Genomic DNA, 19,499 nt, shown 5'->3' on the forward strand with positions numbered 1-19,499 from the left:
ACAGGGAGCAAAGGTTAGCATTCATAGTGACGGCAGTTTTGAAGGTTTAGGGTGTGTTTTGGCGAATACAAACCTAAACGTTCTGACTGCCGTTTTCTATTGGTTCACGCTAAGACGCGATGAACCTAATGAGATGGTCACCCCCACCCTGTGAGCGGTACGCTGGCAGGGTGTTTTTCTTTCCGGAGGGGATCATCATGCAAAATATCACGCTCATCGGCATCGACCTCGGCAAGCATACTTTTCATGTCCACGCTCAGGATAAAAACGGGCATGCCTTGTTGCGCAAGAAGTTTTCCCGTACTCAGCTCACCGCTTTTCTTTCCACCTGCAGCGCGGCTACCGTTGTCATGGAGTCCTGCGCCGGCGCTCACTTCATGGCGCGCCATATCTCGCAGCTCGGCCATCAGGTCAAGCTCATCTCACCCCAGTTTGTTCGGCCATTCGTCAAAAGCAACAAAAACGACTTCATTGACGCTGAAGCCATCTGCGAAGCCGCCTCACGCCCTTCCATGCGCTTCGTGACGCCGAGAACCGAAGACCAGCAGGCAATGGCGGCGCTGCATCGTGTCCGGGATGCGCTCGTCAGGGAGCGGGTCAAAACCACCAACCAGATGCACGCCTTTCTGCTGGAGTTTGGTATCAGTATGCCACGTGGTATAGCCGTTATCCGACGCCTGGCCGCCGTGCTTGAAGAGCATCCGTTGCCGCCGTATTTAACCCGGCTGCTGCTGCAGCTCCGTCAACATTACGTCTATCTCAGCGAACAGATTGAGGGACTCGAACAAGAGTTAAAAACGCATATGGCGAATGACGACACCGCGCAGCGCCTGCTGAGCATTCCCGGCGTCGGCATGATAACCGCCAGCCTGTTAGCCACGAAGTTGGGCGATGGGAAAAACTATGCCGGCAGCCGGGACTTCGCGGCCTCGACGGGGCTGGTGCCGCGGCAATACAGCACCGGCGGGAAAAACACGTTGATGGGCATCAGCAAGCGGGGAGATAAAAATTTGCGGCGTCTGCTGGTGCAATGTGCCCGGTCCTTTATGCAGCAGATGGAACATAACCCAGGGCGTCTGGCTGAGTGGGTGAAGGTTCAGTTGACGCGGCATCACTCGAACGTGGTGGCCTGTGGACTGGCCAATAAACTGGCCAGGATAGCTTGGGCGATCACGGCGAATCGGACCGTGTTTAGCCAATAAAAAGCGCTGGCAGTTAGAGCTGTCAGCGCTTTGGATACCCAGTTACGATCTGGTTTTGCGACGACTGATTATGATGACATGAACGGCACAGCGACCTGCTGATGAACCTGACATAAAAAATGGCTCTTTGAAGCCGAGAACCTTTTCAGGTTCAGCAGGTGCGGACTTCATCGTGGCGCGGGTAACGCAGTGTTACCCATCAGACGCCGTATAGATTTAAGCAAGCCCATCATAAATCAAAATCGGTGTTGCAAAAACGGGGGTGACCATAGATTTTTTTATGGCGAGAAAGTATCTGCAAGCCGTCCCCCGCCGGCGGGCGGAGGACAGAAGGTTACTTCATGCTGCTCAGCAGCGCGTCGACATTGTGTTTGAACGCCTGCTCATAGGTGGCCGCCGGGCCGCCCGCACGGGAGAGCGCCTCAGGATACAGCTCCCCCCCCGCTCTGGCGCCGGTGGCGGCGGCAATCTGTTTCACCAGCCGCGGATCGGTCTGATTTTCGATAAAGTAAGCGTTAACCTTCTCTTGTTTGATCTGCTTGATCAGGCTCGCCACATCGCTGGCGCTGGCTTCCGCCTCGGTGGAAAATCCGACCGGCGCGAGGAAGGTAACGCCATACTCTTGCCCAAAGTAGCCAAACGCATCGTGGCTGGTCAGCACCTTACGTTTCTGTGGCGGCACGGCGGCGAACCGGGTTTTGGCCCACAGATCCAGCTTTTGCAGTTGCTGAATGTATTCGGCCCCGCGCTGGCGGAAATAGTTGGCATCCTCGGGATCGGCGGCGATCAGGGCGTTCATCACGTTGGTGGCGTACTGCACGCCGTTTTTCATGCTGTTCCAGGCGTGGGGATCGGTAATCGGTTTACCGTCCTCTTCCATCTGGCGGGTGCTGATGCCCTGTGAAGCGGTGATCACCTGCCCTTTATAACCCGAAGCGCCGACCAGGCGATCAATCCACCCTTCCAGCCCCAGGCCGCTGACGAACACCACGTCGGCCTGAGCCAGCTTTTTGCCGTCCTGCGGCGAAGGCTCGAAGCTATGCGGATCGCCGTCCGGCCCCACCAGCGTGCTGACCTTGACGTGCTCGCCCCCCACCTGCTTGACGATATCGCCCAGAATGGAAAAGCTGGCGACGGCGTCGACGGTCTTCGCCATCGCCCATGGGCTGGCCAGCAGAGCAGCAACCGCCAGCGATATAGGTAAACGTTTCATACTTTCTCCTTGCAAATGGCACTTCTCAACGGCGCGCGAAGGCGTAAATACCGCCGCGCGTTCCAAACAGGATCGAGACGAAAAAGATGACGCTGGCGCTGAGCACGATCGCCGGGCCGGCGGGCAGCGAAGCGTAATAGGACCACACCAGGCCAATCAGGCTGGAAAGCGCGCCGATGCCCATCGCCACCGCCAGGGTCTGCGGCAGATTGCGCGCCCAGAAGCGCGCGCTGGCGGCGGGCAACATCATCAGCCCCACCGACATCAGGGTGCCGAGGATCTGGAATCCCGCCACCAGATTGACCACCACCAGCGCCAAAAACAGGCCGTGGATCAACGCCAACCGGCGCGGCGCATTGACGCGCAGGAATGTGACGTCAAACGATTCGATCACCAGCGCGCGGTACAGCGCCGCCAGCGCCAGCAGCGAAACCGAGGCGATCGCACCGACCATCAGCATCGCCTGTGCATCCACCGCCAGAATCGAACCGAACAGCACGTGCAGCAGATCCACGCTGGAACCGCGCAGCGAGACCAGCGTGACCCCCAGCGCCAGCGACCCCAGATAGAACCCGGCGAAGCTGGCATCTTCTTTCAGCGGCGTGCGGCGGCTCACCAGGCCGGACAGCATCGCCACCGCCAGACCGGCGATAAAGCCGCCCACGCCCATCGCCACCAACGACATGCCGGAGATCAGGTAGCCGATCGCCGCGCCGGGCAACACCGCGTGGGACAACGCATCCCCCACCAGACTCATGCGGCGCAGCAGCAAAAACACGCCCAATGGGGCAGCGCTGAGAGACAGCGCCAGGCATGCCATCAGCGCCCGGCGCATAAAACCGAAAGAGAGGAAAGGATCGATAAGCCCATGCCACAGCATCATGGCGCCACCGCCCGCAGATCCGGCTGCCGTTCGGCGGCGTGATACCTCGGCATCTGTTCCAGCACCCGCTCGGCTGCGCCCCAGTGACACGCCTGCGGGGTCAGCAACAGCGCCTGTGGAAAATGCTCGGCGACCATCGACATATCGTGCAGGACGGCGATCACCGTCCTCCCCTGCCAATGCAGTTGCGCAATCGCCTGCAGCAGGATCTGTGTGGTGGCGCTGTCGATGCCGGTGAAGGGCTCATCCAGCAGGATCAGCGGTGCCTGTTGAACCAGCAGGCGCGCAAACAGCACCCGCTGCAGTTGGCCGCCGGACAGCTCACCTACCGGGCTGCGCGCCAGCGCGCTCATGCCGACGCTCGCCAACGCCTCATTGACCTGGCTCGCCGCACGCTTGTTCATGCCGCCGAACATGCCGCTTCGCGGCCAACAGCCCATCGCCACCAGATCGCTCACGGCGATCGGGAACTGCCGATCCAGCTCCGCCTGCTGCGGCAAATAAGCCCTGCGCGGCGGCCTTCCACCGCTAAAATTCAGGCTACCGCCCAGCGGCGACAACAAACCGGCGAGGGTTTTCAGCAGCGTCGACTTCCCTGCCCCGTTGACGCCCACCACTGCGGTTAACGATCCGGCGGTAAACTGCCCGCTCAGCGGCGGGAAAAGCGGCGTGGTGCCATAGCCTATCGCCAGTTGGCGTAACGTGATCATGGCAGCAGCACCGCCCAAAAGATGCCAAGCCACAGCAGCGCCAGCAGCACAACGGCACCCGCACAGCGCACGGCGGCGGAGGTGGTAAACAACGAGTTCAGCGACGACGCAGCGTCATGTAGCGAAGAGGGAGTCAATGTCGTGACCAACGTAGCGGATTAATAGTTACAATATAACATCACACTCATAACCTCGCCTCAAGCTCTGCCGTACCAATTAATGCAACGGAACGTAACAGCCCCTCGACACACAGGCTTCCCCCGTTAGGCGGAAATGTTGGCTTAAGGTAAAAAACAGCGGTAAATCGAAAATCTTACCGACGAGAGCGGAAAAGGAGTAAGATAAGCGGAGAACATTGTTGTTGGCCGAGATGAATGCTTGTTACCCTTGCCTGTGACCTGGAAGTCAACGCACTTTCTGTTAAAAAATTAAAGAAAGTGATTAATGACAATATTGCCGAGTTAGTGCCGGCGCTGACCAGCGGACTCAGCTTTTATTCCGAGAGCGCACGTTACGCTGAAGATTCATTAGAAATACTTGATATAGTGCCGCAAAGTGACGGCGGTTATTCAATGCGTTATCGCTATAAGTGGGGCATTTTTAATGCCTGCCTGGATATCAACAGCGAAGATACCCTCAACGACAGCGTCCGCTTTCGAGTGACGGCGCAGGGTTTAATCTTCGACATCATTGATAACTCACGTCCATCAACTGCGGATGAATTGTAAGTTTACGTAATAACTGCAGGCCAAACGCGAAAAAATGATTTATATTCATTTTACGGGAAGTTTATTTAACCACCGTTAAGCTGCCTCCGTTCATGATGTAAATCAGCTTACTCACTTAGTGTTATCACACCGCAATTAAGACTTACGGAGGGGATGATATGGATGAGTATTCGCCTAAGCGACACGACATTGCTCAGCTCAAATTCTTGTGCGAAAATTTGTATGATGAAGGTATCGCAACCCTGGGGGACAGCCACCACGGGTGGGTTAACGATCCGACCTCCGCCGTCAACCTGCAGCTTAATGAGTTGATCGAACATATCGCTTCGTTTGTGATGAGTTATAAAATTAAATACATGGACGAATCCGACCTGTCGGAGTTAGTCGAAGAATATCTCGACGATACCTATACGCTGTTCAGCAGCTACGGTATCAATGATTCCGACCTGCGCCGCTGGCAAAAAACCAAGGCGAGATTATTCAGAATGTTCTCAGGAGAGGACATCTGTACGACAATGAAAACTTAGGGGATAATTATTCCCGAGCTATTTATGGTTATTAAACTAAAAGGCCACCATGACTAAAACCGACTATCTGATGCGTTTACGTAAATGCACCACGATTGATACTCTCGAACGTGTTATTGAGAAAAATAAGTACGAGCTTTCCGATGATGAACTGGAGCTGTTTTACTCAGCCGCCGATCACCGTCTGGCGGAGCTCACCATGAACAAGCTGTATGACAAAATTCCCACCTCCGTTTGGAAATATGTCCGATAATCAGCCCCCAACGCGTTGAGCCGATGATTTTATCGGCTTCAATGTTCACACTGAATACGTATTTTTCCTATTGACAACGAAATGTTAATTACGTTCGTTTTTGTGGTTAATAATAAACAGCAACAATTCTCTGTTCGTGCCCGGGGTATAACGCGTTATGACGCTTGCGCCACCGCGTTTATACGCTGAACGGCGCAGCGGTCATGTGCCAATAAAAGCCGAACGACCAGCGCCGCCGCACTGCCTCGCCGGGCGGCGTGATCGCCCCGCAAAAATCAGAGCATGCGGCGCAAAATCGCCTGCCGGGCGAAGCAGTGGTGTTTAATCACCGCCGCTATGTGCAGTACGATCATGGCCGAGAGTGCGATGCATGAATAACGGTGCACGGCAAAAAAGAAACGGTTGACCTCAAGATTCGCGATCGGGCGTGGGAAGTCAACCACGCCGAATACGGCGAAGCCGTGTTCCAGCATGAGGAATCCGCTGAGCAACACCACGAAAATCAGCAGGTAGAATATTTCGTGCAGCAAATGCACCAATCCCTTCTCGTGCCCTTGCAACATATCGCCATAGGGCACCTTCGGCCGGAAAAAGCGCCAGATAAAGCGCGCCGCCATCAGCGGTGTCAGCACCAAGGCCAACGACATATTGGTCACGGAGAAAAAAGCGAAGATGCGCGCATCCGTCATAAAATGCAGCGAATAACCAACGATCATCACGTAGATCATGACCGCGGCAATGCCCCAATGCAGTAACCGACTGAAAAGATCGTAACGGGCAGGTTCGTGTGACATACAACTCCTTGAAAAGCGGCCATCGCTGGCCGCTTGGCTATCCGATTTACGCTTACTTTTTCACGATCCAGGCATCCTGCCAGTTGGATCCCACGCCCGGCTCATAATGAGTCGCGCTGCTGGTCCACTGCATGCAGTACCCGCTGTAAGGGAAAGGTTTGCACTGATACACCTTGCCGTCCTTCGGCTGCAGCACTGTGGTGCCGGCGGTGTATTTACTCAGCTCGTTCGGGAAGACGAAGTTATAGTCGCCATTGCCGCCACCGCCGGTGGAGTCTGCTTCCAAGTTGAAGTTTTCGATATCAGGCTGAATGCTCTGCCCGTTGTCGTTGCTGGCGATCACTTTCAGCATGTGGTGGCCTTCGCTGACGTTGGTCAGCACGATGGTCAGCGGCTGGCTGGCGTCTTCCAGCGTCTCTTTCACATAGCCTTTCTCCGTCTGGCCGTGATCGTAAACGCGCGCTTCAACCGTCAGCTTGCCTTTGACCTCGGCATTGAAGGTCAGCTGGGCTTTACCGTCCTTGATCTTGGTGCTGGACAGATTGCCGATGCGGATCTCTTCGGTGATGGCCGGCGTGTCTTCCTCATAGGAGATCACCACGCTCTTCAGCGTGCTGCCCTGTTTGGCAAAGACCGCGTTATTGCCGAATACCGGGTTGACGTTGCCTTTGCCGTCTTTCACCCCGGCGCGCACCGCTTTCTGTTCGGCGTTGATCTTGCTGGCCAGTGCGTGGCTCCAGCGGTTTTTGTCGGTCAGCGCCTCGCTGTCGATCGCCAGCTCGGTTTTCATCGCCAGCACTTCGCCGTTTACGTCGAAGAAGCGAGCGATCGCTTTGTCGCCAACCTGCAGGTTTTTACCGGTGAGGGTACCTTGCAACTGCTTGCGCCATTCGGATACGACGCCGTCGTCCTCGAAGTTGACGTCAACCACCTGATAGAAACTGTTTTTTGTGTTACTGATTTCCCACACGCCGTAAATCGCCTGATAGCCGGTTCTCTCAGGCACCATGCATGAGTGAACTTCGCGGTCTTGTGGCGCCTGGCCATGCCCGTCAATGACGCAGAAAGGCTCTTTCTCAAAGGAGTCGCGCGTCAACGGCTTGTTCACGTCCCAGTCTTGCTTGGTGATGTAATAACGCCAGTTGCGGGTATCGTGCTTGGCCGTAAAATACCAGGTGAAATCTTGCTGGCCAGCCTTCATGGTATTTAGCCCCCAGACGTTGACGCCCTGGCGATCCAGCGGTTCAAAGCCATTAACCCCGCCGCTGGCCAGCTGGCCGTCGAGCGGCGTAGCGCCGCCAGGGAAGCCGGAGAACTGCTCAATGCTCTGCGGTTCCCACTGCGCCCGGCCGCAGTCGGTGTTGCTGCCCAGCTTGCACTTGTAGGCGCGGCTCTCGGGAACTTCGATATAACCGTGCGACCAAGCGGCCGAAGAGGCAGCGAGCGTTGCCATCATCAGGGCAATTTTGGATAATTTCATTACGACTCCAGTTAAATTTATTGGATTCCAACTGAGTGAGAAGAAACTCAAAACAGATGCGGCGATACCGCGAGAGGAATAATAAGTAGAAGCCCTGAGCGCTCGGCACTTAGAATGCATTAAAATAATAAAACCTAATACCGCGATGATATTAAATGGCATGACAAACGTTTAAAATAATCCGGCAAGCGCAAAATGCCGTAGCGCCGCGTAAGAAAATAAATACACCGTGCCAACATCACAGAGAAAATAACGTGACATTGAAAAATATTGCCGCAGCGATCGTGGTATCCCTGCTGTTATCCGGCTGCCAGCACGCCGCCAAATCGGCCCCTGACGCCGAAACCCAACGCGATCAGCTGTCGTCGCTGGTCGGTGCCGGTCAGTTTCTCAAAGACAGGTGCAACCGCGCCGATATTCCGGCCGGCGATCAGCTCGCGGCGGCGGCGCTGCAGGAAGCGAAGAAAAAAGGATGGCCCCCGGCGCTCAATCGCGCCCAACTGCTTGAAGCGGGTAAAAACGTCGCCGCGCAGTTGGCGGCCGACGCTACGCCGCTGCAGGAAAAGTGCAGCGGACTCAATCGCTCGCTGGCGCCTTTTTTAGCCCAGCTGCGTTAGCCCCCGATCGGCAGCGCAAGCCACTGGCAGGCCACCGCGCCTGCGCCCGCCGTCGCCAGTCCCGGCCCGAAGGGCAGTGGCTGGGCCGCATCGCCGCCGCGCCACACGCGCAGCCACAGCCACAGCAGGCTGCCGGTGGCGGCGAACAGCAGGATCGACGGCAAAGCGGCGTAGCCGCCCCAGGCACCGAGCGCCGCCAGCAGTTTGAAATCGCCGTATCCCAGCCCCTCGCGGCCGGTCGCCAAGCGAAATCCCCAATACAGCAGCCACAGCGTCAGATAGCCCGCCATCGCGCCGATGACCGCCGCCGGCAAAAAAGCCGGGTGCGCCAGGCAATGCCACAGTAAACCAACCCACAGCAGTGGCAACGTCAGGCCATCCGGCAGCAGCTGACGCTCGCTGTCGATCGCCGCCAACGCCAGCAGTAACGCAACCAACGCCAGCATGAAAAACCAGTCCATCCCGATGCCAAGACGCCAGGCCAGCGTTATCCCCATCAGCATCAGAAATAATTCCAGCAGCGGATAACGCGCGGCAATAGGACGGCGGCAATAACGACAGCGGCCACGCAGCAGCAGCCAACTTAATAAAGGAATATTATCGAACGCCGATAATTGTTTTGTGCACGACGGACAGAATGAACGCGGCCAAAAGAGATTAAACCGCTCGGCCTGCGCCGTTTCCATTTCGCGCTCAAGCATAATGGGCAGCCGATAAACGACCACGTTAATAAAACTGCCGACGCACAGACTCAACACGGCGCTAAATAACAGCCAGTGTTCATCCGCCGCCGCGTTGATGGCGAATAGCATAATTTTTCCTGATTTCTGATAATGGGTTCGCGTTGGTTACATCGACGGCGGTGTCGTCACCCGCAGCAGGCTGACCTGCACGACGCCCGGCGTCTCCGCGCGTTCCACGGCGAGTGCCAGCACGCGGATGCCGTGCTCACGCTGCAGGGTGGCCAGCCACGACAACAGATGCTCAAACGGAACGGGCGACAGCTTCACCCGTATATCCGCCTCACTTTCCGTCAGGTCGGCAATGGGGATGCGGAACGCCTGCGCGCTCTGCCGCAGCCGCTCCGGCAGTTGCTCGCGCGTGGCGGCGTCCTGCGGCAAACGCGCCTGCAGTTGCCGCAGGACGTGCGCCTGCTCCTGCAGCGCCGCCAAGCGCCGGGCATTTTTCTGCGCCTGTGAAAACTGATGCAGGCAGTAGCCGCAGGCCATCAGCATCAACAGGCTTAACAGTACCGCCCGCCGTAGCGGCTTATCACGGAGCACCCCGCGCCACCACGCTTTCATCGTTCCCCCCTTACCGTCAGGATCGCCAGGTTGGGCGCGTTCCCCTCGCTGAACGTCATGCTGACACCGCCGTCGTTAACCGGCGCCGGCAGCGGCACATCGTTGCGGTTCACCGTCACCACCAGACGATCGTCGGCGGCATCGAAAGCCAGCGCCTGCAGCTGCGGCGGCGCCCATAACGCGAGCGCCCCGGCCGCGTAGGGCAGCAGCCTGAACAGCTGCGGTGCATCCAGGGCCTCCTGCATACGCCGCACCCGCGCGTTCGCCGCCTGCTCGGCAAGCGCCGGCGCGGCCTGATCCGGCAGCAGGTGCCGAGAGAGCGTCGCAATCTGGCTCTCGCTCTGCCGGGCCATCAACTGGTGATGCAGCCCCCCCGCCAACAGCGAACCGGTGAGCAGCAACAGTGCACAGGCGGCCTTATCGGGCAGCCGGCGCGGCCGACATACCCTCGGTTTAAAACGTCCCTGCAACAGCGTGAATGTGCTGTTCCAGGCCTCTTCAGCCAGCCGCCAGAGCGGATCTTCGTCGAGAGTCGCCGCTTCCCAGCCTGCCGGAAGCTCCCCGCCGCAGTGCCGACACCAGTCCGGCGTCGGCAATGACGTGCCGCCCAGCCAGGCGTCGGGTAGCTGCATACCCTGCCCGTTTCCCGTTCGGATCAACCACTGGTTGCGCCAATGCAGCGCGCTGCATTGGCCCGGCAGCGGCAGTGCCAGCACGTCGGGCAGCATTTTATCGGCACGAATGCCGCAGGCGCTCAGGCGATCGACCCACGCCTGCATCTGCGCCGGCGCGACACCGGCGAGGGTGAAATCGCGCTGCGCCTTGTGCAGCACCGCCCAGTGCATCTGCTCGGCATCGGCCAGCAACCCGGCCTCATGGGGGTAGGCCAGCGCCAGCGGCGTCGCCTGCCGGGCTTTGCCCTGGAATGTCGTATGCCTCAGCGCCACATGACGGCTGGGCACCAGCACCACCACCCGGCTGCCCTGCGCCATGGCCGCCAACTCGCCGCCTCCCTCGGCCAGACAGAGGCGGGCGGCGAAACGGCAACGCGTCTCGCCGACACGGCCCCAGCGCACATCGGCCATCGAATCGTCACCCAGCGCGATAAGCAGGATCGTGTTCGCCATCGTTTACCCTTCCCCTCCATCAAATTGACGCCCGCTGACCATGCCCCCTGACGAGCCCGGCTGCAACGCGCTGACAAGCCGATAACGCCTGTCGTTCAACGTTAGCTGCAGCTGTACAATCCAGCGGCTGTCGTCGAAAACCAATCGTTCACCGAGATCGTCATCACCCAGCGCCTGCAGCGCTTTTTCCTGCGACAAAAACGTCAGCGTCTGCCACCCCTGCGGCGGACGGGCCGCCAGCAGCGCCCGCAGCCGTTCATCGCTCAGGGCGTTCATCAGCATCGCCCGCAGCAGCGGCAATTGCACCTCGCTCACGGCATCCGGGTTGACGTGCAGTTCGGCATCCGGCGCCGCACAAAGCTGCGGTGCCAGGCGCAGGTAAAGCTCGCGGTCGATGCCGGCCAGCTCCCGCAGTTCACTGATATCCCCCATCAGATACCCTTCGCCATAAGCCCGGGCGACGATCGCATCGGCAATCGCGCCCGCCTGCGCCTCGGCGATCCCCAGGTTGTTCAGTAGCAGCATGAATATCCGCCTCTCCTTATTGGGGGGAGCCCCTTCACGGTCATCAACATCCGCCGGGCCGGCGGCGCGGATCAGGGCATTCACGTTGAAGCAGACGTCGACCCGACGCAGGCGTATCTCCACTTCCCCTTCTTCGGTGCGCATACTGAGCGCCGCCCCTGATGCCCCCCACGCCTTGCGCTGTTCTCCCGCCGGCTGCCACCGCTGCAGGGCATAGACCTCCCCACCCAACAGCAGCCATTTGGCCCTCAGCCGATCCTGTTGAGACTGGGTGCGCGCCAACGACCGCTGCCAGTTGTCGTTGATATTGACCGCCACGATCGCCATCAGCGACATCATCAGCAGCACCATCAACAGCGCCATACCGCGTTGTTTTTTCATGATGGCCTCGCGGCGGGCAACGCGACGATGCGCCGCACCTCTCCCAGTGCGGGGGTTTCGACGACGATCTCCACCGCCTGCGGCAGCAGTCCGCCGGCGCGCCAGGCCGTCAGCCATTCGCCCTGCTGGTAAAAACGCAGGCGGAACCGCGTCACCTCCGGCAGCAGCAACACGCTGCGCGCCGCCGCCTGCGGGCTGCTTAAATTCGGGTAACTGAGACGCTCGAGCCGCCCCTGGCGGTAGCGATACGCCACCCGCTCCAGCGTGGCGCGCGGCAGCCGGGCCTGCGGATTCGGCCAGCCGTTTCGGATCAGCAGCAGCTGAAAATCCGCGTCCTCACCCGCCGTCTGCAGCGCCGCGAACTCCGGCGCCGCCGGCAAGCGCTTATCGCCAATCGGCGACCGCGCCTGCGCATGAGTGACATCGCGTTCGACGATCGCCAGCGCCCGTTGCAGCTGGGTCAGCTGGGTCGATTTGCGCCGGGTGATGTCATCGTTTTTCAGCACGCCCCTGAAGACCGCCAGGGCCGTGAGCGACAGCATGGCGAACAGGGCGATGGCCAGCAGCATTTCGACCAGCGTAAAACCGCATTGCGAACCGCGTTTCATGGCAGCGCCCTGTAGGTCAGCATCTCCACCAGCGCGCTGCGATCCTGCGGATCGCGCCGGACTTCGATCGCGATCGCCCGCATTCCGGCGTCGCTGGTCTCCTGCCCACGATAGCGCCAGTGCCAGATTTCACCGGCCATCACCGCGGTGCCCGAATGCCAGGCCAGCGTCGGCGGATGCGGATCGAGCTGCAGCAGCGTCAGCTGGTTGTCCGCCACCCACAGCGCGACGGTCTTGGCTTCGATCGCGCTCAGGCTGCGCACCTGGCCGCCGGTACTGTTGATCAGCGCCAGGCAGCCAATGGCGAAGATCATCAAGGCCACCATCACCTCCAGCAGCGTCATGCCCCGCTGGCGTTTAATTTTCCGCGTCATCGCAACGAATATCCGTCGTGTCAAATACGAAGTAACCGGGTGCCTGCAATCGCCACAGGCACTTGCCCTGCGACAACGCCACGCTGAACGCGGTGGTTTCGCCCCCCGGATACAACCAAACCTGCGGCATCTGCGCCGCAGCGTCGTCCAGCGTGACGGGTTGCCCCTCAACGCTCAGCCGCAGCGCGATGCCCTCCGGCAAAACGTATTCCTCCCGCGCCTCTTCGGCGACGACGCTGCGCCAACCGCCGCCGGCGAACGCCACGCCATAACTCACCCCTTCGCGTTCGGCCCGCTCGGCGAGGGCATACAGCCAATGGCTCAGCCGTTCGCCCTGCCGCGCCAGCGGCTTCTCATCCGCCGGAAAACTCAACATTACCAGGCCGCTGGTCACGCCCAGCAGCAGCAATACCAGCATGATCTCCAGCAGCGTAAAGCCGCGTATGCGCCTCATGGCGCGTCAGCGTCAGCCACCCAGTTGCCGATGTCGTCATCGGTGTCGGCGACGCCGTCCTGGCCCAGAGAGAACACGTCCAGTTTGCCGTGGCGCCCCGGGTTGCGCAGACGGTACTCCTGCCCCCAGGGATCTTGCGGCAACCGGCGAATATAGCCGTCTTCGGGATAATTCCTCGGGATTGGCGCCAGCACCGGCCGGGTCACCAACGCCGCCAGGCCCTGCTCCGCGCTGGGATAACGCCCGTTATCCAGCTTGTACATATCCAGCGCGTTCTCCAGCGCCACGATATCGCTGGCGGCCTTTTGCCGATCGGCCTTCTCCTTGTTTCCCATCAGGCTTGGAATGGTCAGGCTGGCCAACAGTCCCAGAATGACGATCACCACCATGATTTCCAGCAGCGTGAATCCACGCTGTCGAGACCTGCGCATTTTGCTGATATTAATCATTTTTCTCTCCATTAACGGCATAATTAACCGACCATATTATTCAGCTGCAATATCGGCTGCAGGATGGCCAAAATGATAAACAGCACCGAGCCGGCCATCGCGATCACCAATAAAGGCTCGAACAGCCCCAACGCCAGCGTGATTTGCCGGCTGAAAGCCTCCTGCTGCATCGCCGCCGCCCGCTCGAGCATCATGTCCAGCTCACCGCTGCGCTCGCCGGACATGATCATGTGCCGCATCATCGGCGAGAACAGCGCGGTACCCTCGAGCGACGGCGATAATCCTTCGCCTTCCCGCACCCGCTCCATCGCCGCCAGCAGCCGTTCACGGGCGGCGTCGTTGCCCAACACGCCGGCGCTGATGCGCATCGCCTCCAGCAACGGCACCGCGCTGGCGTTCAAAATGCTCAGCGTTTTGGCGTAGCGCGCCGTATTCACCGCCAGCGACAGCTTGCCGACCACCGGCAGCCGTAGGATGAACGCATGCCAGCGCACGCGCCGCGCCGGATCCCGCAGGCGATAGCGGAAGGCGCCAAGACCCGTCAGCGCCAACATCAGCGCCGCCGCCCCCCATTGGCGCAGCCCGTCGCTGGCACCGAGCAGCATTCGGGTCGAGAGCGGCAAGGTCTGCTTCATATGCACAAACTGTTCGATCACCTTCGGCACCACCGCCGTCAGCAGGATCGCCACCACGCCGATCGCTACCGTCGTCAGCACCATCGGGTACACCAGCGCCTGCACAATCTTGTTCTTCATCTGCTGGCGCTGTTCGACGTAGTCGGCCAGCCGTTCCAGCACCGGCGCCAGATGGCCGGAAATCTCACCGGCCGCCACCATAGCGCAGTAGAGGCGGTCAAAAATTCGCGGATGCTGCCCCAGCGCCTGCGCCAGCGGGAAGCCTTCCAGAATGCGCAGCCGCACCTGAGCCAGCGCCGCCTGCAAACCTTTCTTCTCGGTTTGCCGCGTCACCGCCATCAGCGCTTCTTCCAGCGGCAGCGCGGCAGACAGCAGCGTCGCCAGCTGCCGGGTCAGCAGCGCCAGATCGCCGCTGCTCACGCCGCTCATCCCGCGGCCGCCAAGCATGGCGGCGAAAACGGATCGCCTGCGCGCGTGCACCGCCAGCACCTGCCAGCCCTTTTCTCGCAAGCAATCGCGGGCATGACGCAGGGAATCCGCTTCCAACACGCCACGTCGGGCGCGCCCCTCGCGATCGCAGGCGCGATAATCAAATTTCATCGCCGTCCCCCTCGCGCGTCACCCGCAGCACCTCCTCCAGGCTGGTCTCTCCGGCGCGCATTTTGGCGATCCCATCCTGGCGCAGCGGCAGATAGCGTTCGGCGGCCAGTTTCGCGATGTCCAGCTCGCCGTCACCGCGGTGGATCGCCCTGCGCATCGGTTCATCCAGCACTAACAGTTCGTGCAAGCCGATTCGGCCGTGATATCCCTGCCCGCCGCAGGCCTCGCACCCCAGCGGGCGCCAGCAGGTTACCGCCGGCGTCGGGGGCAGCCCCAGCAGGCGCCGCTGCGCGTCAGGCAACGCATAAGGCTCACGGCACTGCGGGCACAGCCGGCGCACCAGGCGCTGCGCCAACACGCCGCTGAGCGAACTCGAAAGCAAGAACGGTTCGACCCCCATGTCCCGCAGCCGGGTCACGGCGCCGATCGCCGTGTTGGTATGCAGGGTCGACAGCACCAAATGCCCGGTCAATGAGGCCTGCACCGCGATCTGCGCCGTTTCGCCGTCGCGGATCTCGCCGATCAGCACCACATCGGGATCCTGGCGCAGCAGCGCGCGCAGCCCGCGCGCGAAGGTCATGTCCACCTTGGGATTCACCTGCGTCTGCGCGATGCCGGCCAGCTCATACTCAACGGGATCTTCGATAGTCATGATGTTGCGCTGTTCGTCGTTGATCTGGCTCAGCAAGGTATAGAGCGTGGTGCTCTTGCCGGAGCCGGTCGGCCCGGTGACCAGAATGATGCCGTGCGGCTGGCGGATCAGGCGCAGCAACGCCTGCTGGTGCGCCGGTGCCATGCCCAGGCTGGGCAGTTCGAGCCGCACGCCCTGTTTGTCCAACAGGCGCATGACCACCCGCTCGCCGTGGCTGGCCGGCATCACCGACACCCGCACGTCGATCGCCCGTCCGCCGATCTTCAGCGCCATGCGCCCATCCTGCGGCACGCGCTTCTCGGCGATATCCAGCTTCGACATCACCTTGATGCGCGACACCAGCAGCGCCGCCAGCTTGCGCTGCGGTGCCAGAATGCGCCGCAGTGCGCCGTCGATGCGAAAGCGGATCACCAGCTCGCTTTCGTAGGTTTCGATATGGATATCGGAGGCGCGCTCTTTGATTGCCTCGCTCAGTAACGCGTTGATCAGGCGGATGATCGGCGCATCGTCCTGTTCGTCCAACAGATCTTGCTGCTGCGGCAGCTCTTCCGCCAGCGCGTAGAAATCCAGCTCGCCGCCCAGATCGTCGATCATTCTCTGCGCCTGGCCGCTCTCCTGCTGGTAGTGCGCCACCAGCCGCTGTTCAAAGACCTCCGTTTCCAACCGGGCCAGCGTCGGCTCGCCGGGCAGGCAGCGGTACGCTTCCATCAAGGCGGCGTGGCTCGTTTCAGGGTGGCAATAAATCTGAATGCCGTTCTGCCCATCGACGGCCAGCACGCCCTGCTGGCGCGCCCAGGCGAAAGGCAGCAGCGGCCCCGCAGCACGAGGCTTCACGGGCGGGCTCCCCGCGGATAAAACGCCTCGATGCGCGCGACGGCGGCAAGGAACGCCCGATTGTCTGCCGCCTGCTTATCGCCGGCGATCTCGCCGCGCAGCGCGTCATTCAGTTCACGATCGTCCGGCTGCTCGGCGTCGAACTTGCCTAACTTGCGTTGACTCTGGCGGGCATACCCCTCGGTGCTGCGAATGATGGTCGGGCGGATAAACAGCATCAGATTACGTTTGTTCGCTTTGGTGGCAGTCGAGCGAAACAGCGCCCCCACCAGCGGGATTTTGCCGAGGATCGGCACGCTGCTCTCCAGCTCCGAGTTGGACTTGTCCAACAGTCCCCCCACCACCACGGTTTCGCCGCTGTCCACCAGCACCGTGTTGTTGACCGTGCGGATATTGAAGGTCGCCCCCAGCGAATCCGGCGTAGCGCCGGTGCTGTCGGCCACGCTGGAGACCTCCTGCTCGATCTGCATCAGCACGGACTGGCCCTGGTTGATCTGCGGTTTGACCTTGAGTTTGATCCCGACCGTCTTGCGCGACACGGTATTGAAAACGTTATCGCTGTTGGTGGTTTGCGAACCGGTGAGGATCGGCACATCCTGCCCGACGCTGAACTCCGCCTCGGCGTTATCCAGCGTAACGATGCTCGGCGTCGCCAGGATATTGTTTTGGTTGTTGCTGGCGATGGCGGACAGCAATACGCCCCAGTTGCCGCTGTAGAAGCCGGTCATCAGGCCGTTGGCCTTGCCGAACACGTCGCTCATGCCGTTTTCAAACCCCGCCGAGATGCCGGGCGTCTGACCGGCGAACTGCGTGCCGCCACCGTATTTGTTGGCCCACTGTACGCCGATGTTCAGCCCCTGCCCGTCCTGCACTTCGACGATCACCGCTTCGACCAGCACCTGAGCGCGGCGCACGTCGAGCTTGGCGACCACCGCCTCCAGATCGCGCATCACGTCCGGCGCGGCGGTGATGATCAGCGCATTGGTCTGCTCATCGGCCTTGATCACCACGTTTTTCAGCAGCGCCACGTTGGCGGTGGCGCTTTCTTTCTCGTTTTGCAGGCCCGCGCTCACGCCGGTCAGCACCTCGACCAAGCTCTGCGCCTTGGCGTATTTAAGATGAATAACCTGGGTATTGCCCTGGGTGACGCTCTTGTTATCCAGTTGATCAATCAGTGCCCTGGCGTGTTCACGGGCGCGATCGTCACCGGCGATCATCACGCTGTTGGTCCGCTCGTCCGCCACCAGCCGCAGCGAGCCCGCGCCGGCCGTACGCCGTTTGCCCTCTTCACGAAACAGTTCGTTCACCATGCGCGCGATCTCCGGCGCCGCCGCATGCTTCAGCGCGAGGGTCTCGACCCGACTGCCGTCGTCCTGATCCATTTCCCTGACCAGGTCGAGCAGGCCGTTGACCACGCCGGCACGGCCGGTAATCAACAGTGCGTTGCCCTGCTCGTAATGCGCCACGCTGCCCACGCCGATGCTGTCGTTAAGCTGGCGCAATATCGGCGAAACGTCTTTGGCCGCGATATTGCGCAGCGGCACCACGCGCATCACCACCTCATCCCCTTCGGCGATCGCCTCGGCGCCGTTTTGCGCCAGCGCGGCTCTTTTCCCCTCTTTGGCGGCGATCACCTTCAGGACGTTGTTGGGCATGCCGATAACCGTATAGCCATAGACGTCCAACACGTTGAGAAAGAACTGGTAGTATTGCTTCTCGTCGAGCTGTTCGTAGCTGCGCACCGTGACCTTACCTTTCACCGCCGGATCGATAATGATGGTTTTACCCAGGTTTTTACTGACCGTATTGATAAATTCCTGAATGTCCGTGCCCTTGAAATTGGCAGAGAATTGCTCCGCCTGCGCCACGCCACCCAACGCGATCATGACGGCCATCGCCGCGAACGCGCGCCGCAAGCCGGCGCTCAGGCCTGGGCCAGAACGATAAATAAAATGCGTAATCACAATGTCGCCTTATGCTATGAAACACCCCGCCCCGAAACGGCGCGCCAGCTACTCTTTAAACGTCAGCGTGGCGTAATAGCCGTTTTCATCGAGCAGTATTTTATTTTTCACTATCCACACGATAACGGCATTGCTGCCGGCCAGACGGTCGCCAACGCCATAACCGGTTTGCTTGCCGCCATGCTCGACGATGACCAGGCTTTTTTTGGCGTTGTCGCTGAACAGCAGGCCGGCTATCTTGCCGAGCGCGGCAGCTTCCGGCGCGTTGGCCAGCAGCTCCGCGCCGATCGCCCACTCGCCGACCTTATATCCGCGCGCCTTTTCACCGTTTTTCGCCGCTTGATAGCGGCCAAACCAATGCGCGCCGTTGATTTCTCCGATGTCGTCTTCCTGGGGAAAGGCGATACGGCCAGCCGGCCCGCGTGCGTTTTCAGGGCGCTGCGCAACGGACGCGTTATCGATAGCCAACATTCGCCCCCCCTGATGAAGCATGAACACCAGATTCACCAGGCAGAAAAGTAGAATAAAAAGGTCTGTCAACCGTTTGCTCACGGGCCCCCCGGTTATTCAACGGTGTCAACGCTAAGCGGAAATACCGACCAGCATCGCGACAGAAAACAGCAACGTGATGACCAGGGCCACTTTGTAATTCACGGCGTCTAACCAAGCTCGCCAACGTTTATTGATCGGCGACGTCGGGCATTCTCCCTGCCTATGGGCACCCGTCGCACGCTCGCAGGCGTGAAAACTCAGCATCACGCCAAATCGGGGAATCGTTTTAATCACCTCGCCGGGAATACCGTGGCGAGATAAAAGAGAGCGGCATTGGAATATCATCTGATAATAATTATTGTCGCTGATGGTCTCATGATTGCAAAACCAGACCGCGCGAATTATATCGTTCTTTTTATAGATACCGCTCACCAGGCAAAGCATAAAGCGCCGCTGCAATTCGGTCATTTCAATAAGCACATTCTCTTTTTTAAACAACAGCGTCTTTTCATTGTTGTTCAATATCACCGACTCATTTTCCAACAGAGTATCGTTCAGGGCAATGTTATGTATGTCCATCTCTCGCCTATCAGTTTAATGAAGTCCAAAGGCTCTCGGTGCCATCACCGTTGCACACATGCGGCGAGATGTATTTTCAACGAAAATTAATGGTTCGCCGTTTCAAGAGCGGGC

At 59.9% G+C, this 19,499-nt stretch carries 24 protein-coding genes; 5 read left to right on the plus strand and 19 right to left on the minus strand.

All coding sequences use genetic code 11. The features are described 5' to 3' along the window. The first annotated feature begins 197 nt into the window (after positions 1–197). Positions 198–1,202, plus strand: coding sequence for an IS110 family RNA-guided transposase (locus tag M6G53_RS04660; protein WP_253329359.1), 1,005 nt, complete (start codon positions 198–200; stop codon positions 1,200–1,202). Positions 1,203–1,536: 334 nt separating this feature from the next. Here the strand turns inward: M6G53_RS04660 and M6G53_RS04665 are convergent, their stop codons facing one another. From M6G53_RS04665 to M6G53_RS04680, 4 genes are read right to left on the minus strand one after another with little or no spacing between them, the layout of a single operon-like run. Then, entirely contained in the window at positions 1,537–2,415 is an 879-nt protein-coding gene (locus M6G53_RS04665; protein ID WP_253329360.1) for a metal ABC transporter substrate-binding protein, read from the minus strand. A gap of 25 nt (positions 2,416–2,440) precedes the next feature. Further along, positions 2,441–3,298: a metal ABC transporter permease gene (locus M6G53_RS04670; protein ID WP_253329361.1), complete on the minus strand. Its 858-nt coding sequence runs from the start codon at positions 3,296–3,298 to the stop codon at positions 2,441–2,443. Further along, complete coding sequence (locus tag M6G53_RS04675) at positions 3,295–4,008, minus strand: metal ABC transporter ATP-binding protein (protein WP_253329362.1); 714 nt, start codon at positions 4,006–4,008, stop codon at positions 3,295–3,297. The genes M6G53_RS04670 and M6G53_RS04675 overlap by 4 nt, the downstream gene beginning before the upstream one ends. After that, positions 4,005–4,145 (minus strand): hypothetical protein, encoded by a 141-nt coding sequence (locus M6G53_RS04680; protein WP_253329363.1) that lies wholly within the window; start codon positions 4,143–4,145, stop codon positions 4,005–4,007. The genes M6G53_RS04675 and M6G53_RS04680 overlap by 4 nt, the downstream gene beginning before the upstream one ends. Before the next feature lie 237 nt (positions 4,146–4,382). On the opposite strand from M6G53_RS04680, the gene M6G53_RS04685 reads away from it, so the two are divergent. From M6G53_RS04685 to hha, 3 genes are all read left to right on the plus strand, one after another. Further along, the gene (locus tag M6G53_RS04685) at positions 4,383–4,736 is read left to right on the plus strand and encodes a hypothetical protein (protein ID WP_253329364.1); all 354 of its coding nucleotides are present in this window, start codon (positions 4,383–4,385) and stop codon (positions 4,734–4,736) included. Positions 4,737–4,894: 158 nt separating this feature from the next. Further along, positions 4,895–5,263, plus strand: coding sequence for an Hha toxicity modulator TomB (gene tomB / locus M6G53_RS04690; protein WP_253329365.1), 369 nt, complete (start codon positions 4,895–4,897; stop codon positions 5,261–5,263). 49 nt (positions 5,264–5,312) lie between these two features. Continuing rightward, positions 5,313–5,516: a hemolysin expression-modulating protein Hha gene (hha, locus tag M6G53_RS04695; protein ID WP_004940313.1), complete on the plus strand. Its 204-nt coding sequence runs from the start codon at positions 5,313–5,315 to the stop codon at positions 5,514–5,516. A 275-nt stretch (positions 5,517–5,791) separates the two neighbouring features. On the opposite strand, the gene M6G53_RS04700 is transcribed toward hha, so the two are convergent. Then, positions 5,792–6,310 carry a cytochrome b gene (locus M6G53_RS04700; protein WP_253329366.1) on the minus strand — a complete coding sequence of 173 codons (519 nt, stop codon included), beginning with the start codon at positions 6,308–6,310 and terminating at the stop codon, positions 5,792–5,794. Positions 6,311–6,362: 52 nt separating this feature from the next. Further along, on the minus strand, positions 6,363–7,790 hold the full coding sequence (gene gbpA / locus M6G53_RS04705) for an N-acetylglucosamine-binding protein GbpA (RefSeq protein ID WP_253329367.1): 1,428 nt from the start codon (positions 7,788–7,790) through the stop codon (positions 6,363–6,365). A gap of 254 nt (positions 7,791–8,044) precedes the next feature. Between gbpA and gspS the strand changes: the two genes are divergently transcribed. Continuing rightward, positions 8,045–8,407, plus strand: coding sequence for a type II secretion system pilot lipoprotein GspS (gene gspS, locus M6G53_RS04710; RefSeq protein WP_253329368.1), 363 nt, complete (start codon positions 8,045–8,047; stop codon positions 8,405–8,407). Here gspS and M6G53_RS04715 read toward each other — a convergent pair. From M6G53_RS04715 to M6G53_RS04775, 13 genes are all read right to left on the minus strand, one after another. Next, entirely contained in the window at positions 8,404–9,219 is an 816-nt protein-coding gene (locus tag M6G53_RS04715; protein WP_253329369.1) for a prepilin peptidase, read from the minus strand. The genes gspS and M6G53_RS04715 overlap by 4 nt on opposite strands. A 36-nt stretch (positions 9,220–9,255) precedes the next feature. Beyond that, a complete protein-coding gene (locus tag M6G53_RS04720; RefSeq protein WP_253329370.1) occupies positions 9,256–9,711 on the minus strand; it encodes a type II secretion system protein M in 456 nt (151 codons plus the stop codon). Then, positions 9,708–10,838 carry a type II secretion system protein GspL gene (gene gspL, locus M6G53_RS04725; protein ID WP_253329371.1) on the minus strand — a complete coding sequence of 377 codons (1,131 nt, stop codon included), beginning with the start codon at positions 10,836–10,838 and terminating at the stop codon, positions 9,708–9,710. The genes M6G53_RS04720 and gspL overlap by 4 nt, the downstream gene beginning before the upstream one ends. Positions 10,839–10,841: 3 nt before the next feature. Next, on the minus strand, positions 10,842–11,744 hold the full coding sequence (gene gspK, locus M6G53_RS04730; RefSeq protein WP_253329372.1) for a type II secretion system minor pseudopilin GspK: 903 nt from the start codon (positions 11,742–11,744) through the stop codon (positions 10,842–10,844). Beyond that, a complete protein-coding gene (gene gspJ / locus M6G53_RS04735) occupies positions 11,741–12,352 on the minus strand; it encodes a type II secretion system minor pseudopilin GspJ (RefSeq protein WP_253329373.1) in 612 nt (203 codons plus the stop codon). The genes gspK and gspJ overlap by 4 nt, the downstream gene beginning before the upstream one ends. Next, a complete protein-coding gene (gene gspI, locus M6G53_RS04740; protein WP_253329374.1) occupies positions 12,349–12,726 on the minus strand; it encodes a type II secretion system minor pseudopilin GspI in 378 nt (125 codons plus the stop codon). The genes gspJ and gspI overlap by 4 nt, the downstream gene beginning before the upstream one ends. Continuing rightward, the gene (locus tag M6G53_RS04745) at positions 12,710–13,180 is read right to left on the minus strand and encodes a prepilin-type N-terminal cleavage/methylation domain-containing protein (RefSeq protein ID WP_253329375.1); all 471 of its coding nucleotides are present in this window, start codon (positions 13,178–13,180) and stop codon (positions 12,710–12,712) included. The genes gspI and M6G53_RS04745 overlap by 17 nt, the downstream gene beginning before the upstream one ends. Beyond that, positions 13,177–13,611 carry a type II secretion system major pseudopilin GspG gene (gene gspG, locus M6G53_RS04750; protein WP_253329623.1) on the minus strand — a complete coding sequence of 145 codons (435 nt, stop codon included), beginning with the start codon at positions 13,609–13,611 and terminating at the stop codon, positions 13,177–13,179. The genes M6G53_RS04745 and gspG overlap by 4 nt, the downstream gene beginning before the upstream one ends. A gap of 41 nt (positions 13,612–13,652) precedes the next feature. Next, entirely contained in the window at positions 13,653–14,864 is a 1,212-nt protein-coding gene (gspF, locus tag M6G53_RS04755; protein WP_253329377.1) for a type II secretion system inner membrane protein GspF, read from the minus strand. Next, positions 14,854–16,350 carry a type II secretion system ATPase GspE gene (gene gspE / locus M6G53_RS04760; RefSeq protein ID WP_253329379.1) on the minus strand — a complete coding sequence of 499 codons (1,497 nt, stop codon included), beginning with the start codon at positions 16,348–16,350 and terminating at the stop codon, positions 14,854–14,856. The genes gspF and gspE overlap by 11 nt, the downstream gene beginning before the upstream one ends. Continuing rightward, positions 16,347–18,245 (minus strand): type II secretion system secretin GspD, encoded by a 1,899-nt coding sequence (gene gspD, locus M6G53_RS04765; RefSeq protein ID WP_301286128.1) that lies wholly within the window; start codon positions 18,243–18,245, stop codon positions 16,347–16,349. The genes gspE and gspD overlap by 4 nt, the downstream gene beginning before the upstream one ends. Positions 18,246–18,362: 117 nt before the next feature. Further along, complete coding sequence (locus tag M6G53_RS04770; RefSeq protein WP_253329381.1) at positions 18,363–18,785, minus strand: type II secretion system protein N; 423 nt, start codon at positions 18,783–18,785, stop codon at positions 18,363–18,365. Positions 18,786–18,896: 111 nt separating this feature from the next. Continuing rightward, positions 18,897–19,385: a winged helix-turn-helix domain-containing protein gene (locus M6G53_RS04775; protein WP_253329383.1), complete on the minus strand. Its 489-nt coding sequence runs from the start codon at positions 19,383–19,385 to the stop codon at positions 18,897–18,899. Positions 19,386–19,499: the final 114 nt, after the last annotated feature.

Source organism: Serratia nevei, assembly GCF_024160145.1.
Lineage (GTDB): Bacteria > Pseudomonadota > Gammaproteobacteria > Enterobacterales > Enterobacteriaceae > Serratia > Serratia nevei_A.

Coding starts and splice junctions, on each gene's coding strand:
- gspF (WP_253329377.1), bottom strand. CDS start 14,864: ATGAAATTTGATTATCGCGCCTGCGATCGCGAGGGGCGCGCCCGACGT.
- gspG (WP_253329623.1), bottom strand. CDS start 13,611: ATGCGCAGGTCTCGACAGCGTGGATTCACGCTGCTGGAAATCATGGTG.
- gspD (WP_301286128.1), bottom strand. CDS start 18,245: ATGGCCGTCATGATCGCGTTGGGTGGCGTGGCGCAGGCGGAGCAATTC.
- M6G53_RS04685 (WP_253329364.1), top strand. CDS start 4,383: ATGCTTGTTACCCTTGCCTGTGACCTGGAAGTCAACGCACTTTCTGTT.
- hha (WP_004940313.1), top strand. CDS start 5,313: ATGACTAAAACCGACTATCTGATGCGTTTACGTAAATGCACCACGATT.
- M6G53_RS04770 (WP_253329381.1), bottom strand. CDS start 18,785: ATGTTGGCTATCGATAACGCGTCCGTTGCGCAGCGCCCTGAAAACGCA.
- M6G53_RS04670 (WP_253329361.1), bottom strand. CDS start 3,298: ATGATGCTGTGGCATGGGCTTATCGATCCTTTCCTCTCTTTCGGTTTT.
- M6G53_RS04660 (WP_253329359.1), top strand. CDS start 198: ATGCAAAATATCACGCTCATCGGCATCGACCTCGGCAAGCATACTTTT.
- gbpA (WP_253329367.1), bottom strand. CDS start 7,790: ATGAAATTATCCAAAATTGCCCTGATGATGGCAACGCTCGCTGCCTCT.
- M6G53_RS04665 (WP_253329360.1), bottom strand. CDS start 2,415: ATGAAACGTTTACCTATATCGCTGGCGGTTGCTGCTCTGCTGGCCAGC.
- M6G53_RS04715 (WP_253329369.1), bottom strand. CDS start 9,219: ATGCTATTCGCCATCAACGCGGCGGCGGATGAACACTGGCTGTTATTT.
- gspI (WP_253329374.1), bottom strand. CDS start 12,726: ATGACGCGGAAAATTAAACGCCAGCGGGGCATGACGCTGCTGGAGGTG.
- M6G53_RS04700 (WP_253329366.1), bottom strand. CDS start 6,310: ATGTCACACGAACCTGCCCGTTACGATCTTTTCAGTCGGTTACTGCAT.
- tomB (WP_253329365.1), top strand. CDS start 4,895: ATGGATGAGTATTCGCCTAAGCGACACGACATTGCTCAGCTCAAATTC.
- M6G53_RS04675 (WP_253329362.1), bottom strand. CDS start 4,008: ATGATCACGTTACGCCAACTGGCGATAGGCTATGGCACCACGCCGCTT.
- gspL (WP_253329371.1), bottom strand. CDS start 10,838: ATGGCGAACACGATCCTGCTTATCGCGCTGGGTGACGATTCGATGGCC.
- gspJ (WP_253329373.1), bottom strand. CDS start 12,352: ATGAAACGCGGTTCGCAATGCGGTTTTACGCTGGTCGAAATGCTGCTG.
- gspK (WP_253329372.1), bottom strand. CDS start 11,744: ATGAAAAAACAACGCGGTATGGCGCTGTTGATGGTGCTGCTGATGATG.
- M6G53_RS04745 (WP_253329375.1), bottom strand. CDS start 13,180: ATGAGGCGCATACGCGGCTTTACGCTGCTGGAGATCATGCTGGTATTG.
- M6G53_RS04775 (WP_253329383.1), bottom strand. CDS start 19,385: ATGGACATACATAACATTGCCCTGAACGATACTCTGTTGGAAAATGAG.
- M6G53_RS04720 (WP_253329370.1), bottom strand. CDS start 9,711: ATGAAAGCGTGGTGGCGCGGGGTGCTCCGTGATAAGCCGCTACGGCGG.